The organism is Pseudomonas sp. BC42 (assembly GCF_021560055.1).
Lineage (GTDB): Bacteria > Pseudomonadota > Gammaproteobacteria > Pseudomonadales > Pseudomonadaceae > Aquipseudomonas.
In genome coordinates this window covers 920177-934632 of sequence record NZ_CP091067.1, presented here as the reverse complement: position 1 = coordinate 934632, position 14456 = coordinate 920177, and the positions used below count along the sequence as shown (strand labels likewise).

14 protein-coding genes are annotated in these 14456 nt (G+C 63.4%); 6 read left to right on the top strand and 8 right to left on the bottom strand.

Annotated elements, in window-relative coordinates; genetic code table 11:
- Positions 1-313 precede the first annotated feature (313 nt).
- The 3 genes from L1O02_RS04385 to L1O02_RS04375 all read left to right on the top strand — a co-directional run bounded on the left by L1O02_RS04385 (position 314) and on the right by L1O02_RS04375 (position 3171).
- Positions 314-1627, top strand: coding sequence for a C4-dicarboxylate transporter DctA (locus tag L1O02_RS04385; RefSeq protein ID WP_108546208.1), 1314 nt, complete (start codon positions 314-316; stop codon positions 1625-1627).
- Between the two features lie 79 nt (positions 1628-1706).
- Positions 1707-2420, top strand: a complete 714-nt coding sequence (locus tag L1O02_RS04380; RefSeq protein ID WP_060844681.1) for a FadR/GntR family transcriptional regulator — start codon at positions 1707-1709, stop codon at positions 2418-2420.
- A gap of 37 nt (positions 2421-2457) precedes the next feature.
- Positions 2458-3171: a GntR family transcriptional regulator gene (locus L1O02_RS04375; RefSeq protein WP_108546207.1), complete on the top strand. Its 714-nt coding sequence runs from the start codon at positions 2458-2460 to the stop codon at positions 3169-3171.
- A 23-nt stretch (positions 3172-3194) separates the two neighbouring features.
- On the opposite strand, the gene yjiA is transcribed toward L1O02_RS04375, so the two are convergent.
- From yjiA to L1O02_RS04360, 3 genes are all read right to left on the bottom strand, one after another.
- A complete protein-coding gene (yjiA, locus tag L1O02_RS04370) occupies positions 3195-4166 on the bottom strand; it encodes a GTPase (RefSeq protein ID WP_108546206.1) in 972 nt (323 codons plus the stop codon).
- A 113-nt stretch (positions 4167-4279) separates the two neighbouring features.
- The gene (locus L1O02_RS04365; RefSeq protein WP_007937254.1) at positions 4280-4477 is read right to left on the bottom strand and encodes a YbdD/YjiX family protein; all 198 of its coding nucleotides are present in this window, start codon (positions 4475-4477) and stop codon (positions 4280-4282) included.
- Positions 4478-4492: 15 nt separating this feature from the next.
- Entirely contained in the window at positions 4493-6559 is a 2067-nt protein-coding gene (locus L1O02_RS04360; protein WP_060841184.1) for a carbon starvation CstA family protein, read from the bottom strand.
- A 239-nt stretch (positions 6560-6798) separates the two neighbouring features.
- Between L1O02_RS04360 and L1O02_RS04355 the strand changes: the two genes are divergently transcribed.
- Positions 6799-7167, top strand: a complete 369-nt coding sequence (locus tag L1O02_RS04355) for a PilZ domain-containing protein (RefSeq protein WP_060841185.1) — start codon at positions 6799-6801, stop codon at positions 7165-7167.
- 16 nt (positions 7168-7183) lie between these two features.
- Here the strand turns inward: L1O02_RS04355 and L1O02_RS04350 are convergent, their stop codons facing one another.
- The 4 genes from L1O02_RS04350 to L1O02_RS04335 all read right to left on the bottom strand — a co-directional run bounded on the left by L1O02_RS04350 (position 7184) and on the right by L1O02_RS04335 (position 11528).
- Positions 7184-7906: a hypothetical protein gene (locus L1O02_RS04350; protein ID WP_108546243.1), complete on the bottom strand. Its 723-nt coding sequence runs from the start codon at positions 7904-7906 to the stop codon at positions 7184-7186.
- Between the two features lie 39 nt (positions 7907-7945).
- Positions 7946-9313, bottom strand: a complete 1368-nt coding sequence (radA, locus tag L1O02_RS04345; RefSeq protein ID WP_011063580.1) for a DNA repair protein RadA — start codon at positions 9311-9313, stop codon at positions 7946-7948.
- A 45-nt stretch (positions 9314-9358) separates the two neighbouring features.
- A complete protein-coding gene (locus tag L1O02_RS04340) occupies positions 9359-9919 on the bottom strand; it encodes an ankyrin repeat domain-containing protein (RefSeq protein ID WP_060841187.1) in 561 nt (186 codons plus the stop codon).
- A 67-nt stretch (positions 9920-9986) separates the two neighbouring features.
- Positions 9987-11528 carry a catalase gene (locus L1O02_RS04335; RefSeq protein ID WP_060841188.1) on the bottom strand — a complete coding sequence of 514 codons (1542 nt, stop codon included), beginning with the start codon at positions 11526-11528 and terminating at the stop codon, positions 9987-9989.
- Positions 11529-11815: 287 nt separating this feature from the next.
- Between L1O02_RS04335 and mscL the strand changes: the two genes are divergently transcribed.
- On the top strand, positions 11816-12229 hold the full coding sequence (mscL, locus tag L1O02_RS04330) for a large-conductance mechanosensitive channel protein MscL (protein WP_060841189.1): 414 nt from the start codon (positions 11816-11818) through the stop codon (positions 12227-12229).
- Between the two features lie 49 nt (positions 12230-12278).
- On the opposite strand, the gene L1O02_RS04325 is transcribed toward mscL, so the two are convergent.
- Positions 12279-13055, bottom strand: coding sequence for a ferredoxin--NADP reductase (locus L1O02_RS04325; protein ID WP_060841190.1), 777 nt, complete (start codon positions 13053-13055; stop codon positions 12279-12281).
- A 214-nt stretch (positions 13056-13269) separates the two neighbouring features.
- Between L1O02_RS04325 and L1O02_RS04320 the strand changes: the two genes are divergently transcribed.
- Positions 13270-14394, top strand: a complete 1125-nt coding sequence (locus tag L1O02_RS04320) for a methyltransferase (protein ID WP_235759611.1) — start codon at positions 13270-13272, stop codon at positions 14392-14394.
- The last annotated feature ends 62 nt before the right edge of the window (positions 14395-14456 follow it).

The following is a 14456-nucleotide window of genomic DNA, read 5'->3' as shown; positions in this document are numbered from 1 at the left end:
CGGGCTTTTTTGTGCCTGGATGGCCGCCACACCAGGCGCTGAAAGGAGCCTGCGAGGTCTTGCGAACGCAAGATACTCGGGCGGCCGTTCCGGCCGATCGCAGCCTACGGCAGCGGCTACAGTGACTTGGGGAGGAAAAACCACTGGTCAGACCGGTCATGCCAATTTGCGTCAGCCCCCTTGTAAACCGTTAAAAGCCGAGCGTAGACTGCGCCTGCACTGGACATACCGGTAAGACCACAATAATTAAGTCCTCCATCCGCTGCGCCCCCCATGCGCACGGCAGACAGGACACCGACCAGGATTCCTCCCCATGCTCAGATGGTGCTCGCGTTCGATTTTCCTCCAGGTTGTGCTCGGACTGATGCTTGGCATCGTCTGCGGCCTCACCCTCCCCGAATACTCCTCACAACTCAAACCACTGGGCGATGGCTTCATCAAGCTGATCAAGATGCTCATCGGCCTGATCGTGTTCTGCGTGGTGGTCAGCGGTATCTCCGGCGCCGGCGACCTGAAGAAGGTCGGACGCATCGGCCTCAAGTCGGTGATCTACTTCGAGATCCTTACCACCATCGCCCTGGTGATCGGCCTGGTCATGGCCTTCAGCACCGGCATCGGCAGCGGCGCCAATATTCACCTGGAACAGCTGTCCGCCGCCGACATGGGCGATATCGCCCAGCGCGGCCAGCACATGCACACCACCACCCAGTTCCTCATGGACCTGATCCCCACCTCGGTGATCGGCGCCTTTGCCGAGAACAACATTCTCCAGGTGCTGCTGTTCTCGGTGCTGTTCGGCAGCGCCCTGAACCTGGTGGGCGAAGCGGCCTCGGGCATTTCCCGGCTGATCAACGAGCTGAGCCACGTGATCTTTCGCATCATGGGCATGATCGTGCGCCTGGCGCCCATCGGCGTGTTCGGCGCCATCGCCTTCACCACCAGCAAGTACGGCCTGGATTCACTGCAGCACCTGGGCAGCCTGGTGGGCCTGTTCTACCTGACCTGCCTGGCCTTCGTCGCGGTGATCCTCGGCTTGGTGATGCGTGTGTCCGGCCTGCGCATGCTGCCCTTCCTAAAATACCTGCGCGAAGAATTGCTGATCGTCCTCGGCACCGCCTCCTCCGACGCGGTGCTGCCACAGATCATGCGCAAGCTGGAACACCTGGGCATCGGCAGCTCCACCGTGGGCCTGGTGATTCCCACCGGCTATTCGTTCAACCTGGACGGCTTCTCCATCTACCTGACCCTGGCCATTGTCTTCATTGCCAACGCCACCGGCACGCCGTTGTCCATGTCGGACCTGTTGACCATCCTCCTGGTGTCGCTGATCACCTCCAAGGGCGCTCACGGGATCCCTGGTTCGGCCCTGGTGATCCTGGCCGCGACCCTGACCGCGATCCCGGCGATCCCGGTGGTGGGCCTGGTGCTGGTGCTGGCGGTGGACTGGTTCATGGGCATCGGTCGCGCGCTGACCAACCTGATCGGCAACTGCGTGGCCACCGTGGCCATCGCCCGCTGGGAAAAGGACATCGACGTGCAACGGGCCAACAAGGTGCTCAGTGGTCAACAGGGCTATACCTTCCAGGCGCGCAAACCGGTGGCCGCTGCCCACCAGCAGGAATTTTAATCCAGCCCTGTGCCTGCCCACGGCAGGCACCACCATCAGCGCGGCAACGGCGCGCTACCGATAGCTCATGGAGTCAACAGTGATCAGCTCGTCAACGGTTGTGAATTCAGTGGTAGAAAAGCTCCGGGCCGCCCTCGCCCGTGGCCAGTGGCGCTCCGGCGACATGCTGCCCGGGCAACGTGAACTGGCCGAGCAATTGGGCATCAGCCGCCCCAGCCTGCGCGAAGCGGTGATCGTCCTGGAGACCCTGGGCCTGGTGCGCTCCATGCCCGGCAAAGGCGTGGTAGTGCTGGATGCCCCCCAGGGCGAAGCCCAGGGAGCCGAGAGCGGCGTGGCCGGTGCCAGCCTCGAGGACGTGCTGCAACTGCGCTACACCCTGGAGCCCTTCATCGTCGGGCTGGTGGCGCAATCCATCAGCAGCAAGGAAGTCGGCCAGCTGCGCCTGACCCTGATGGACATGCGCGAGGCCCTGGAGGCCGGCGACAGCGAGGCCGGGGTCAATGCCTACATCGCCTTCCACGAGGAACTGTTCACCCTGACCAGCAACCCGATCTTCCAGAACGTGGTGCAACAGACCAGCAATGCCCTCAAGCAAAGTGCGCAGATCCTGCGCAACTCGCCGGAGCACCTGGCCGAACGCCTGGAAGAAAATGAAGCGGTGGTGCGGGCGATCCGCAACAAGAACAGCGCCCTGGCCAGCGCCGAGATGCGTCGGCACATTCTCCAGGAAGGCCAGCGCATGGGCATCGAACTGAACATTCCGGACGATCACCTGGGCAGCAACGCCCCGTAATCAACCCCCGAGTCAGCAACTGGACTGGAGACAGGCCATGGTCAGCTACGCCCTGAAAAACAACCCCTTCACCCTGGTAGCCAGCCTGCCGCGGCGCCAGTGCGGCGAAAAAAAACTGCTGGTCGATGACGTCTATCCGCAGATCTTCGATGCCATCCTCGAACAGCGCATCGCCCCCGGCAGCCGCTTCACCGAGGACAGCCTGGGGCAGGCCTTCGGCGTCAGCCGCAGCATCATCCGCCAGGTCCTGGCACGCTTGTCCCATCAGCAAGTGATCATCCTGCGGCCCAATCACCGGCCCCAGGTCGCCGCCCCGGACCGGGAACAGACCCGGCAGATCCTGCACGCCCGGCGCCTGACGGAAATCACCCTGGTGCGCCTGGCCTGCCAACAACCCCGGCGCCAACTGCAACCTCTGCGGCAATTGATCGCCCGGGAACGTGAAGCCATCGAGCGCGACCAGCGCGGACCGGCCATCCGCCTGTCCGGGGAGTTCCACCTGCAACTGGCAGAAGTGGCGGGCAACGGCCCGCTGGCGCAGTTTCTCGGCAGCCTGGTGCCCCTGACATCCCTGGCCATCGCCCAGTTCGAAGGTCGCACCCGCCACTGCTGTGCCTGGCAAGAGCACGCAACGCTCATCGACGCGCTGCAGGCGGCCGACGTCGAGCAGTCCGAAGCCCTGATGCACCGGCACCTGGATCACCTGGAGCGCCGCCTGCTAGGCACGACACCCGCCGAGGCCCGGCGGTAGGAGCCGGCTGGCCGGCGAAGGCTTCAGCGGCCCAGCATCCTGTCGAAGCCCTGCCGGATCTTCTCTTCCGGCAGATCATCGGCAATGAACACCATCACACTCTCCCGCGCCTCGCCTTCGGCCCACTCGGTGTCCCAATCGAAGCCATAGAGCTTGAGCACGCCCTGGAACACCATGCGCCGCGGCTCGTCGATCACATTCAGCACACCCTTGTAACGCAGCAGCTGCTTGCCGTGATCCTCCAGCAGCTCATTCATGAACTCGCTGAGGCGATCCAGATCCAGGGCCTGCTCGGTGCGCAGCACCAGGCTGGAGATCCGGTCCACCGAGGGTGCCTGGCTCACCGGGCGCAGGCTGATGCCGCCCCCCAGATCAGCATTCAAATTGAAGCCGCGCACATCCAGCAGTTCGGCCAGGTCGATCCGGCCGTGCTCCACCACCCGGATCGGCGCCCGGCGGTTGATCCGCGTCAGGCGCTGGCTCAGGGCATCGAAGGTCTGCTCATCCACCAGGTCGCGCTTGCTCACCAGCAACCGGTCGGCAAAGCCGATCTGCGCCTGGGCGATGGTCTGGGTCAGGTGGAACTCGGCATGCTTGGCATCCACCAGGGTGATGATGCCGTCGAGAATGTAGCGCTCGCGCAACTCTTCATCGATGAAGAAGGTTTGCGCCACCGGCGCCGGATCGGCCAGGCCGGTGCACTCGATCACCAGCCGGTCGAAGGCGATCTCGCCACCGTCCAGACGCTCCAGCAACAGATACAGGGCCTTGGTCAGGTCGGTGTGGATGGTGCAGCAGACGCAGCCGTTGGACAGGGTCATGACCTGGACCGGCTGCTCCCCCAGCAACTGGGTGTCGATGCCGGCCTCGCTGAACTCGTTCTCGATCACGGCGATCTTCAAGCCGTGCTCGGCCTTGAGCAGGTGCCGCAGCAAGGTGGTCTTGCCAGCACCGAGAAAACCGCTGAGCACGGTGACGGGAATAGGATTTTGCAAAACAGGATCTCCCACGCAAAAAACGCAGGAGCCGGCGTGTCGGCGATGGCGTCCGAAGAATCGCTATCGCCGGCAAGCCGGCTCCTGCCTGGGTGTGGCTCAAACGTTGTGTTTCAACAGCACTTCGGACCGCCCTTGCCGCCGTAGCGGGCCTCCTGGCGCTCCCGGAAGAACGCCTCGTAGGACATCACCGGCTTGTCCGGGTGCTTGGTTTGCATATGCTCGACGTAGTTGTCGTAGTCGGGCATGCCGACCATCAGGCGCGCGGCCTGCCCGAGGTATTTACCGAGGCGACTCAGGTCGTTGAACATGCTTGCAATCCTCGATTACGCATCCGGCACCGCCTGATAGGGCGCTTCTTTATCCGTGCGTTCCTTGCTGCCCCAGGCCGCAACACCGACCTTGAGCGCGTAGAACAGGATGCTGAACACCACCAGCAGGAACAGGGCGGTCAGGGTCGCGTTGGTGTAGGCGTTGAAAATCACGTGCTGCATCTGGGTGATGTCCTTGGCCGGAGCGAGAATCTGACCATTGGCCAGGGCATCGCTGTACTTCTTCGCCAGCGCCAGGAAGCCGATCGCCGGGTTGGCGTCGAACAGCTTGATGAAGCCCGCGGTGGTGGTGCAGATCAGCAGCCAGACCGCCGGCAGCAGGGTGACCCAGATGTAGCGCTGGCGCTTCATCTTGATCAGCACCACCGTGCCGAGCATCAGGGCGATACCGGCGAGCATCTGGTTGGAGATGCCGAACAGTGGCCACAAGGTGTTGATGCCGCCCAGCGGATCGATCACGCCCTGGTACAGCAGGTAGCCCCACAGGGCCACGCAACCGGCGGTGGCGATCAGGTTGGCGGTCCAGGATTCCGTGCGCTTGAGCGCCGGAACGAAGGACCCCAGCAGGTCCTGGAGCATGAAGCGACCGGCACGGGTACCGGCATCCACCGCGGTGAGGATGAACAGCGCTTCGAACAGGATCGCGAAGTGGTACCAGAACGCCATGGTGTTTTCACCCGGCAGCACGTGGTGAAGGATCTGCGCAATCCCCACCGCCAGGGTCGGTGCACCGCCGGCACGGGCCAGGATGGTGTTTTCACCGATGTCCTTGGCCACCGCCTGCAGTTGTTCCGGGCTGATCACAAACCCCCAGCTGCTGACGGTCTGCGCCACGGCCACCACGTCGCCGCCGACAATGGCCGCCGGGCTGTTCATGGCGAAGTAAACACCAGGCTCGATCACCGAGGCCGCGACCATGGCCATGATCGCCACGAAGGACTCCATGAGCATGCCGCCGTAGCCGATGTAGCGGGCGTTGGCTTCGTTATCCAAAAGCTTCGGCGTGGTCCCCGAGGAGATCAGCGCATGGAAGCCCGACACCGCGCCACAGGCGATGGTGATGAACAGGAACGGGAACAGGCCGCCTTTCCACACCGGGCCGGTGCCATCGGTGAACTGGGTCAGGGCCGGCATCTTCAGCTCGGGCATGGTGATCAGGATGCCGATCGCCAGGGCGATGATGGTGCCGATCTTGAGGAAGGTCGACAGGTAGTCCCGCGGAGCCAGGATCAGCCACACCGGCAGTACCGCGGCGACGAAACCGTAGCCGATCAGCATCCAGGTGATCTGGATACCGGTGAAGGTGAACATCTTGCCCCACACCGGATCGGCAGCCACCTGGCCGCCCAGCCAGATGGAGCCCAGCAACAGCAGCACGCCGATCAGCGAAATCTCGCCAATGCGGCCCGGGCGGATGTAGCGCATGTACACGCCCATGAACACCGCGATCGGGATGGTCGCCATGACCGTGAAGATGCCCCACGGGCTCTCGGCCAGGGCCTTGACCACGATCAGCGCCAGCACCGCGAGGATGATGATCATGATCAGGAAGCAGCCGAACAGCGCGATGGTTCCCGGGATACGCCCCATCTCCTCACGGACCATGTCGCCCAGGGAGCGGCCGTTACGCCGGGTGGACAGGAACAGCACCATGAAATCCTGCACCGCACCGGCCAGGACCACACCGGCAATCAGCCACAGGGTGCCGGGCAGGTAGCCCATCTGCGCCGCCAGGACCGGACCCACCAGCGGGCCTGCGCCGGCGATGGCGGCAAAGTGGTGACCGAAGAGAATGTGTTTGTTGGTCGGCACATAGTCCAGACCGTCGTTGTTGATCACTGCCGGAGTGGCCCGACGCGGGTCCAGCTGCATGACGTTAGTGGCAATGAACAGACTGTAATACCGGTACGCCACCAGATAGATGGCCACCGCGGCCACCACAATCCACAAGGCGTTGATCGCCTCGCCGCGGCGCAATGCAACTACGCCGAGGGCGCACGCTCCTACGATTGCCAGCAGCAGCCAGGGGACATGGCGCAGCAGGCTATTATTATTTTTCATTTTTTTATTCCAGCCAGGGTGGACAGAAAGACAGCGTTTCGAGTGTAGCGCTACTGCTCTCAAAGACCACCCCCCACGTTGGTCTAGAGCCTTCTTTTAACGAATGAGCAGGTTTTTTTTCGAAACTTTTTCAACTCGGGCAACACTGACCGATAACGCCGTCGCACGCTTGCAGGCCGCCTGTGGCGACAGTCATAAACCGCGGTCTATAGTCAGTGCACCATGCAGAGGGCCAGCCCATGAGCGAGCAATACGCCGACCGTCGACGCTTCAAGCGCATCGCCTTCGATGCGAAGACCAAACTGAGCCAGGGCACCCACCGCTGGCCGGTGCAACTGCTGGACCTGTCCCTCAAGGGCCTGCTGATCGAGCGCCCCGATCCCTGGCTGGGCGACCCCAACCGCATCTTCGAAGCCGATATCCACCTCGGGCCCGATGCCGATGTGCGCATGGACGTGCAACTGGCCCATGACAATCATGGCCAGCTGGGATTCGTCTGCCTGCACATCGGCCTGGAGTCCATCGAACACCTCAGGCGCCTGATCGAGCTGAACCTGGCAGACCCCGAGGAACTGGAGCGGGAGCTCGGGGCCTTGATCGATATCTGATCGGCCCCACTGCTGTTCAGGGAAACAGCGCCGGTTCGGGAAACTCGCTTTCCATGTCCCAGTAACCCGCCTGTTGCCGCGAGGCAACGGTCCACTGGCCGTCGACATAACGGAAGGTGCGATAGGTGGTGATGAACTCTTCGTTCTCCATCGACGACGCCGACGACACCTGCTGGATGCTTTCGGTGCCGCCCTTGTCCGAGGGCACGATCTGCCAGGCGGCCTTGCCGGTCTGGGCGAACACCAGCGGCTGCTTCTCGCCGCCCTCCCCCTGGCACAGCACCGGATCCAGCTGACTCTGTTCCGGCGTCAGTACTTCAGTGAGGGGACCGCTGTAGCTGCCCATGGGCGCGGTCTGGTCAATGGTCAGGAAAAACGCCGGCGACGGCAGGCCGTTCAGCGGAGCCTTTTCCACCGTGGCCATCGGGTAGTCCAGGGACTTCTGCGCCAACACCTCGCCGCCATCGGACACCAGGCGCGCCAGCGCCCCCAACGGCGCAACCGGGTGATCGTCGTCGGACGGGAGCAGACTGTCGGCGTCCAGGCCATTGCCCCAGCTGTTGGCATGCAACTCAGGAGTGATACGCAGATCCTCCAGTACTTCCAGCACCGAGCCGTCCCCCACCAGCACCTGCTGGGCGATCCGATAGCCTTCCGGTACTTCAGCCTGCTGGGCCATGGCCAGCGCCGAACAGCCCAACAGCCCCGCGCCCAGCATCCAGCGCTTCAACCTTGTCATGCCCATCCCCTGCCTCCTTCCCTGCGAGTCCCGTGCCGATTATTCGAAAAGCGCATCCAACGCCTGTTCCAGGCGGGTCACGGCAATGATCTTCAAGCCTGGCGGCGCCTCCTTCGGTGCGTTGCCCTTGGGCACGATGGCCCGCTTGAAGCCATGCTTGGCCGCCTCTTTCAAGCGCTCCTGACCGCTGGGCACCGGACGCACTTCGCCGGACAGCCCCACCTCGCCGAACACCAGCAAGTCATGGGGCAGCGGACGATTGCGCAGGCTCGACATCACCGCCGCCATCAGCGCCAGGTCGGACGCGGTTTCCAGCACCTTGACCCCGCCCACCACGTTGAGGAACACGTCCTGATCGTGGGTCGGAATACCGCCGTGGCGATGCAACACCGCCAGCAGCATGGCCAGGCGGTTCTGGTCCAGGCCGAGGGTCACCCGGCGCGGGTTGGCCAGGTGGCTGTCATCCACCAGCGCCTGAACTTCCACCAGCATCGGCCGGGTGCCTTCCCAGGTGGCCATCACCACGCTGCCCGGCACCTCTTCCTGGGCGCGGGTGAGGAAAATCGCCGAAGGGTTGGAGACTTCCTTCAAACCGCGGTCGGTCATGCCGAACACGCCCAGTTCATTGACCGCACCGAAACGGTTCTTCACCGCCCGCAGCAAACGCAGGCGACCATCGGACTCCCCCTCGAAATACAGCACGGTGTCGACCATGTGCTCCAGCACCCGCGGCCCGGCCAGGGCGCCTTCCTTGGTCACGTGGCCCACCAGGAAGATCGCCGTGCCGCTCTGCTTGGCGTAGCGCACCAGCAAGGCCGCGCTCTCGCGCACCTGGGACACGCCGCCCGGGGCCGATTGCAGCTGCTCGGTGAAAATCGTCTGGATCGAGTCGATCACCATGACCTTGGGCTTTTCCACCCGGGCCGTGGCGATGATGGTTTCGATGCAGGTTTCGGTCATCACCCGCAGTTGATCCTGGGGCAGGCCCAGGCGCCGGGCGCGCATCGCCACCTGCTGCTGGGATTCCTCGCCGGTGACGTAGAGCGCCGGCATGCGCGTGGCGATATTGCACAGGGTCTGCAGCAGGATGGTCGACTTGCCGATCCCCGGATCGCCGCCGATCAGCACCACCGATCCGTCCACCAGGCCACCGCCCAGCACCCGGTCGAGTTCGCCAGAGGCGGTGGAGAAACGCGGGATTTCCTCGACGCTGACTTCCGCCAGGGTCTTGATCTGCGCCTGCTGCCCGGCCCAGCCGGTGCGCCCGGCAGGTGCCGCGGCGCCGCCACTTTCGATCATGGTCTCGGTCAGGGTGTTCCAGGCCCCGCACTCACCGCATTGCCCGGCCCATTTGGGAAAGGTGGAGCCGCACTCGGTGCAGCCGTACATGCGCTTGGCCTTGGCCATCTGAACCCCCGGCAAAAACCGCGATGATAGCTCAGCTGGAACGGATCAGCGCGGCGGCGCGGTGCGTATCTGCCCGCTAGCCAGCCGCGTGGCGCTATTGCCCAGGGGATCCTCGGCATTCAGGTCCGCGCCTTTGGCCGCCAGGGCCTGAAGCAATTCCTCCCGCTGGAACAGCCCGGCATACATGGCGGCGGTCTGCCCCGCGCCGTTGCGCTGGTCGGGGCTGCAATCGGCGGCCAGCAGGCGCCGGGCAATCTGCACCTCGCCCTTGAAGATCGCCCCCATCAATGCGGTGTTGCCGCGCTTGTCCTGGGCACAGGCATTGGCGCCGGCGGCCAGCAGGCGCTCCACCGCCGGGCCCTGGCCGTGATAGGCGGCCAGGATCAGCGCGGTGTAGCCCTTTTCATCCTGGGTATCGAGGGCGTAACCGGCCTCGATGAAGGTGTCGAGCATTGCCACGTCGCCCCGGCGCGCGGCATCGAAATAGTAGTGTTCCAGTTGAACCTTGACCGCCACCGGGTCGGCACTCGCCGCTGGTTCGGCCGCCGGCTGCGCATAGGCGACAAACGACCAGGCCACTGACAACAGCGCTATAAAAAGACGCATGGCGCGACTCCTCTGTCGGAAAAAGACGTCACGCCCGGACGGGCGTGACGAGGTGAGGCTGACGCGATCAGTCGCTCAGCTTGGCTGCCAGGGCCTTGACCCGGGCCAGGTCGCCCTTGGCCACGCGGGTCACGCCGCTGCCGTACTCCGGGTCGGCCTTATAAAGGAACGACAGGATGATGTGCTTGCTCTCGTCGTCAGTGGTGGCCAGGGAGCCGCCGAAGCTGTCGATCAGGTCCTGGCGCTCTTTCTTGCTGAAGGAGCGATACAGGTCCCCGGCCTGCTTGAAGTTCTGCTCACGCTGGATCTTCGCCTGCTGGGTGCTGCCCGACAGCGCCATCTGGCTGTAGCGCGCGCTTTGCGGCTCTTCACGCGGCATCAGGCGGCTCGGCTGGTAGTTGACCCCGGTGCTGGTGTGGCCCAGGTTCATGGCGCCGTCCTGGTTGCCGTTGTTCACCGGGCTCTTCGGCGCGTTGATCGGCAGTTGCAGGGCGTTGGCGCCCAGGCGGTACATCTGGGTATCGGCGTAGGAGAACACCCGGCCCTGCAGCAGACGGTCTTCCGACGGTTCGATTCCCGGCACCAGGTTGGACGGGGCCATGGCCACCTGCTCGGTTTCCTGGAACACGTTGGCCGGGTTGCGGTTCAACACCATCTGCCCGACTTTGCGCTCGGGCACATTCGGCCAGATCTTGGTGGCGTCCAGCGGGTCGAAATCAAACTTGGCCAAGTCTTCGGGTTTCAATACCTGGACATACAAGTCCCACTTGGGAAAGTCCCCTTTATTGATGTGGGTTACCAAGTCGTTGCTCATATGGCTGTAATCACGCCCCTGGACCTCGACCACTTGTTTCGGATCGAGATTCTTCAGGCCTTGCAGGCTCTTCCAGTGAAACTTCACGTAATGCACTTCGCCCTTGGCATTGATCAACTTGTAGGCGTGCACGCCATTACCATCCATTTCCCGGTAACTGGCCGGAGTTCCGGAGTTGGAATACAGCTCGGTCAATGTGCGAGTGGCTTCGGGAACATGAGAGAAGAAATCAAAACGTCGCGAGTCATCATCCAGATTGGTGCGCGGATCGGGTTTGAACGCATGCACCATGTCCGGGAACTTGATGGCATCGCGAATGAAGAACGTCGGGAAGTTGTTGCCGACCAGGTCCCAGTTACCCTCTGCGGTATAGAACTTGGTGGCGAAACCCCGTGGGTCGCGCAAGGTTTCCGGGGAGTGGTTGCCGTGCACCACCGAGGAAAAACGGACAAATACCGGAGTGGTCTCACCGGCGGCAAAGACCTTGGCACGGGTCAGGTCGCTGAGGCTGTCGGTGACGGTGAAAGTGCCGTGGGCGCCGGTACCACGGGCGTGTACCACACGCTCTGGAATGCGCTCGCGATCAAACCGCTGAAGCTTCTGGATCAGTTGCACATCTTGCAGCAACACCGGGCCGGTGGCGCCTGCAGTCTGTGAATTCTGGTTATCGCCCACTGCCGCGCCATTGTCGCGGGTCAGCGTGGCAGCCTGTACGGAAAGGGAAAGCAGACTGGCGGCAAGCACGCCCAGTATGCGTCGCTGGGAAAGACTCCCAAGGCCAAGAGAAGCGGTCATGTTGAATTCCTCTAGTTATATAAGGCGCATCCCGATGCGCTCGCTAGAGGCTAGTGGCTAACTATTTGAATGATAAATAGAAAGCCCGCAACCACTCGATTGACAGAATGTTCTGGTTATCTCATCTGATGCGGGGTATATCGCGCGCGATCTGCTGGCACTTTGAATAAACTCTTTGCCTGTTTATCGGTCAATAAGCCCGCAAGCTGTTAAAAGTTGTGTCGGCAAAATGCTTTTTGCTGAATTACACTGCCGTAACCAACCTCATCTGTAACAAGGAATAACCTATGGGCGTGCTAAGTGAGTTCAAGGCCTTCGCGGTCAAAGGCAATGTGGTCGACATGGCCGTGGGTATCATCATTGGCGCTGCGTTCGGCAAGATCGTCTCGTCCTTTGTCGGCGACGTGGTCATGCCCCCCATCGGCCTGCTGATCGGTGGGGTGAACTTCGGGGATCTGGCAGTCACGCTCAAGGCCGCGGCGGGCGATACGCCGGCGGTGGTGTTGGCGTACGGCAAGTTCATCCAGAGCATCATCGACTTCATCATCATTGCCTTCGCCATCTTCATGGGCGTCAAGGTGATCAACCGCCTGAAGCGTGAAGAGGCCGTGGCCCCGACACTGCCGCCGGTACCGAGCAAGGAAGAAGAACTGCTGGGGGAGATCCGCGATCTGCTCAAGGCGCAGAACAACAAGCCCTGAAACAGGCTTCAGCACTACAAGGAACGGCGCCCTCAAGGCGCCGTTTTGCTTACCAGTAGGTTTCCACCGCCACCTGCCCCGGCCGCCGGCTCAGGCTCAGGTTCATGCCCCGCTGCTTGAGCAGCGCACGGGTGTCATCGATCATCTGCGGGTTGCCGCAGAGCATCACCCGCGAATGTTCGGGGGTCAGTGCCACGCCGGCGGCACGCTCCAGCTCGCCGTTCTCGATCAGTTGGGTGATGCGCCCGTTGAGGCTGCCCGGATGCTGCTCGCGGGTCACGGTGCTGATGAACTGCAGCTTGTGGGCCACTTCCGCCAGGTACTCACGCTGGGGCAACTCGGCGAGCAACTGCTGATAGGCCAGCTCCTTGGCCTCGCGCACGCTGTAGACCAGGATGATGCGCTCGAATTTCTCCCACACCTCGAAGTCCTGCAGGATCGACAGGAACGGCGCAATCCCGGTGCCGGTGGATAGCAGCCAGAGGTCGCGACCGTCGACAAAACGGTCCAGGGTCAGGTAGCCGAAGGCCTGGCGATCCACCAGCAGGCTGTCCCCCACTGCCAGGCGACTCAGTTCGCTGGTGAACTCGCCGCCGGGCACCACGATGGAAAAGAACTCGAGAAATTCATCGAACGGCGACGACACCATGGAATAGGCGCGCCACACCGTACTGCCATCGGCCTTGGTCACCCCGAGACGGGCGAACTGCCCGGCACGAAAGCGAAAACCCGCGTCCCGGGTGGTGCGCAGGGTAAACAGGCTAGAGGTCAACGGCTGGACCTCCAGCAGGGTCTGGCGCGTGTACTTTTCTTCACTGGCGGTCATGACGGGCTCCACAAAAGCGATGCTCTAGTGTCCCGCAAAGCGCCGGACAGAAACACCGGCGGTTTGTAGTGGCATAGAGCGCGGGCAATCCCCGGCAAAAAAACGTACCATTTAGCCCCGCTTCGAACGGCCCGCACCGCCGCTGTTCGAGGGTTCCCGTGCGCGCGACAGCCCCCACCGCCGGGACATTCACCGATTACCTAGAGTCCGCCCCATGCCCCTGCTTGCAAGCCCCTTCGCCCAGCTCGACCTGATCCGCCAGCCCGAACAGCAGAACGAGCCGCTGCAAGCCTTCGACGCGGCGGACGAATACCTGCTCAACCACCTGGCCGAGCAGCAACCGACCAGCGACAGCCGGGTGCTGATCCTCAATGACAGCTTTGGCGCCCTGGCCGCGAGCCTGCAGGGCAAGGTCCAGGTCAGCAGCAGTGGCGATTCGTACCTGGGCGCCCTGGCCCTGGAAAAGAACCTGGCGCGCAACGGCCTGCCCTTCGACGCCCTGCGGGTGATACCGGCCAGCGAGCCGTTGCACGGTCCCTTCGACCGGGTGCTGATCCGCGTGCCCAAGACCCTGGCCCTGCTGGAAGAGCAACTGATCCGCCTGCAAGGGCAACTGGCCCCAGGCGCCCAGGTCGTGGCGGCGGCCATGATCAAACACCTGCCCCGCGCCGCCGGCGACTTGCTGGAGCGCTACATCGGCCCGGTGCAGGCCTCCCTGGCGGTGAAAAAGGCCCGCCTGCTGATCGCCACGCCAGAAGCCAGGCCGGCGGTGGTGTCGCCCTACCCGACCCGCTATCGCCTGGAGCAGCCGGCCATCGAGCTGCTCAACCACGCCAATGTGTTCTGCCGCGAAGGCCTGGACATCGGCACCCGCGCCTTCCTCCCGCACCTGCCGCAGAACCTCGGCAGCGCCCGGGTCGCGGACCTGGGCTGTGGCAACGGCGTGCTGGCCATCGCCAGCGCCCTGGACAACCCCCAGGCCCACTACACCCTGGTGGACGAGTCCTTCATGGCCGTGCAGTCGGCCCGGGAGAACTGGCAGGCGCTGCTCGGCGATCGTGAAGCCGAGATGCGTGCCGGCGATGGCCTGGCCGGGCAGGCGCCGCAGTCCCTGGACGTGGTGCTGTGCAACCCGCCGTTCCACCAGCAGCAGGTGGTGGGCGACTTCCTCGCCTGGCGCATGTTCCAGCAGGCCCGGGAGGCGCTGGTGGTGGGCGGCGCGCTGTATATCGTCGGCAACCGCCACCTGGGCTATCACAGCAAGCTGGCGCGGCTGTTCCGCGGCGTCGAACAAGTGGCGGCGACGCCCAAGTTCGTGATCCTCAAGGCACGCAAGTAACAGGCAAAAAAAACCCTCCGCAGGCGGAGGGTTGAAACCGTGCCGCAAGGCAACGGGATGGG

Excerpts from the sequence above, each read along its gene's own strand:
- L1O02_RS04325 (WP_060841190.1), bottom strand. The coding sequence starts at position 13,055 with ATGACCGCCAGTGAAGAAAAGTACACGCGCCAGACCCTGCTGGAGGTC.
- L1O02_RS04365 (WP_007937254.1), bottom strand. The coding sequence starts at position 4,477 with ATGTTCAACGACCTGAGTCGCCTCGGTAAATACCTCGGGCAGGCCGCG.
- L1O02_RS04385 (WP_108546208.1), top strand. The coding sequence starts at position 314 with ATGCTCAGATGGTGCTCGCGTTCGATTTTCCTCCAGGTTGTGCTCGGA.
- L1O02_RS04335 (WP_060841188.1), bottom strand. The coding sequence starts at position 11,528 with ATGACCGCTTCTCTTGGCCTTGGGAGTCTTTCCCAGCGACGCATACTG.
- L1O02_RS04340 (WP_060841187.1), bottom strand. The coding sequence starts at position 9,919 with ATGCGTCTTTTTATAGCGCTGTTGTCAGTGGCCTGGTCGTTTGTCGCC.
- L1O02_RS04360 (WP_060841184.1), bottom strand. The coding sequence starts at position 6,559 with ATGAAAAATAATAATAGCCTGCTGCGCCATGTCCCCTGGCTGCTGCTG.
- L1O02_RS04375 (WP_108546207.1), top strand. The coding sequence starts at position 2,458 with ATGGTCAGCTACGCCCTGAAAAACAACCCCTTCACCCTGGTAGCCAGC.
- L1O02_RS04350 (WP_108546243.1), bottom strand. The coding sequence starts at position 7,906 with ATGACAAGGTTGAAGCGCTGGATGCTGGGCGCGGGGCTGTTGGGCTGT.
- L1O02_RS04320 (WP_235759611.1), top strand. The coding sequence starts at position 13,270 with ATGCCCCTGCTTGCAAGCCCCTTCGCCCAGCTCGACCTGATCCGCCAG.
- L1O02_RS04355 (WP_060841185.1), top strand. The coding sequence starts at position 6,799 with ATGAGCGAGCAATACGCCGACCGTCGACGCTTCAAGCGCATCGCCTTC.
- mscL (WP_060841189.1), top strand. The coding sequence starts at position 11,816 with ATGGGCGTGCTAAGTGAGTTCAAGGCCTTCGCGGTCAAAGGCAATGTG.
- radA (WP_011063580.1), bottom strand. The coding sequence starts at position 9,313 with ATGGCCAAGGCCAAGCGCATGTACGGCTGCACCGAGTGCGGCTCCACC.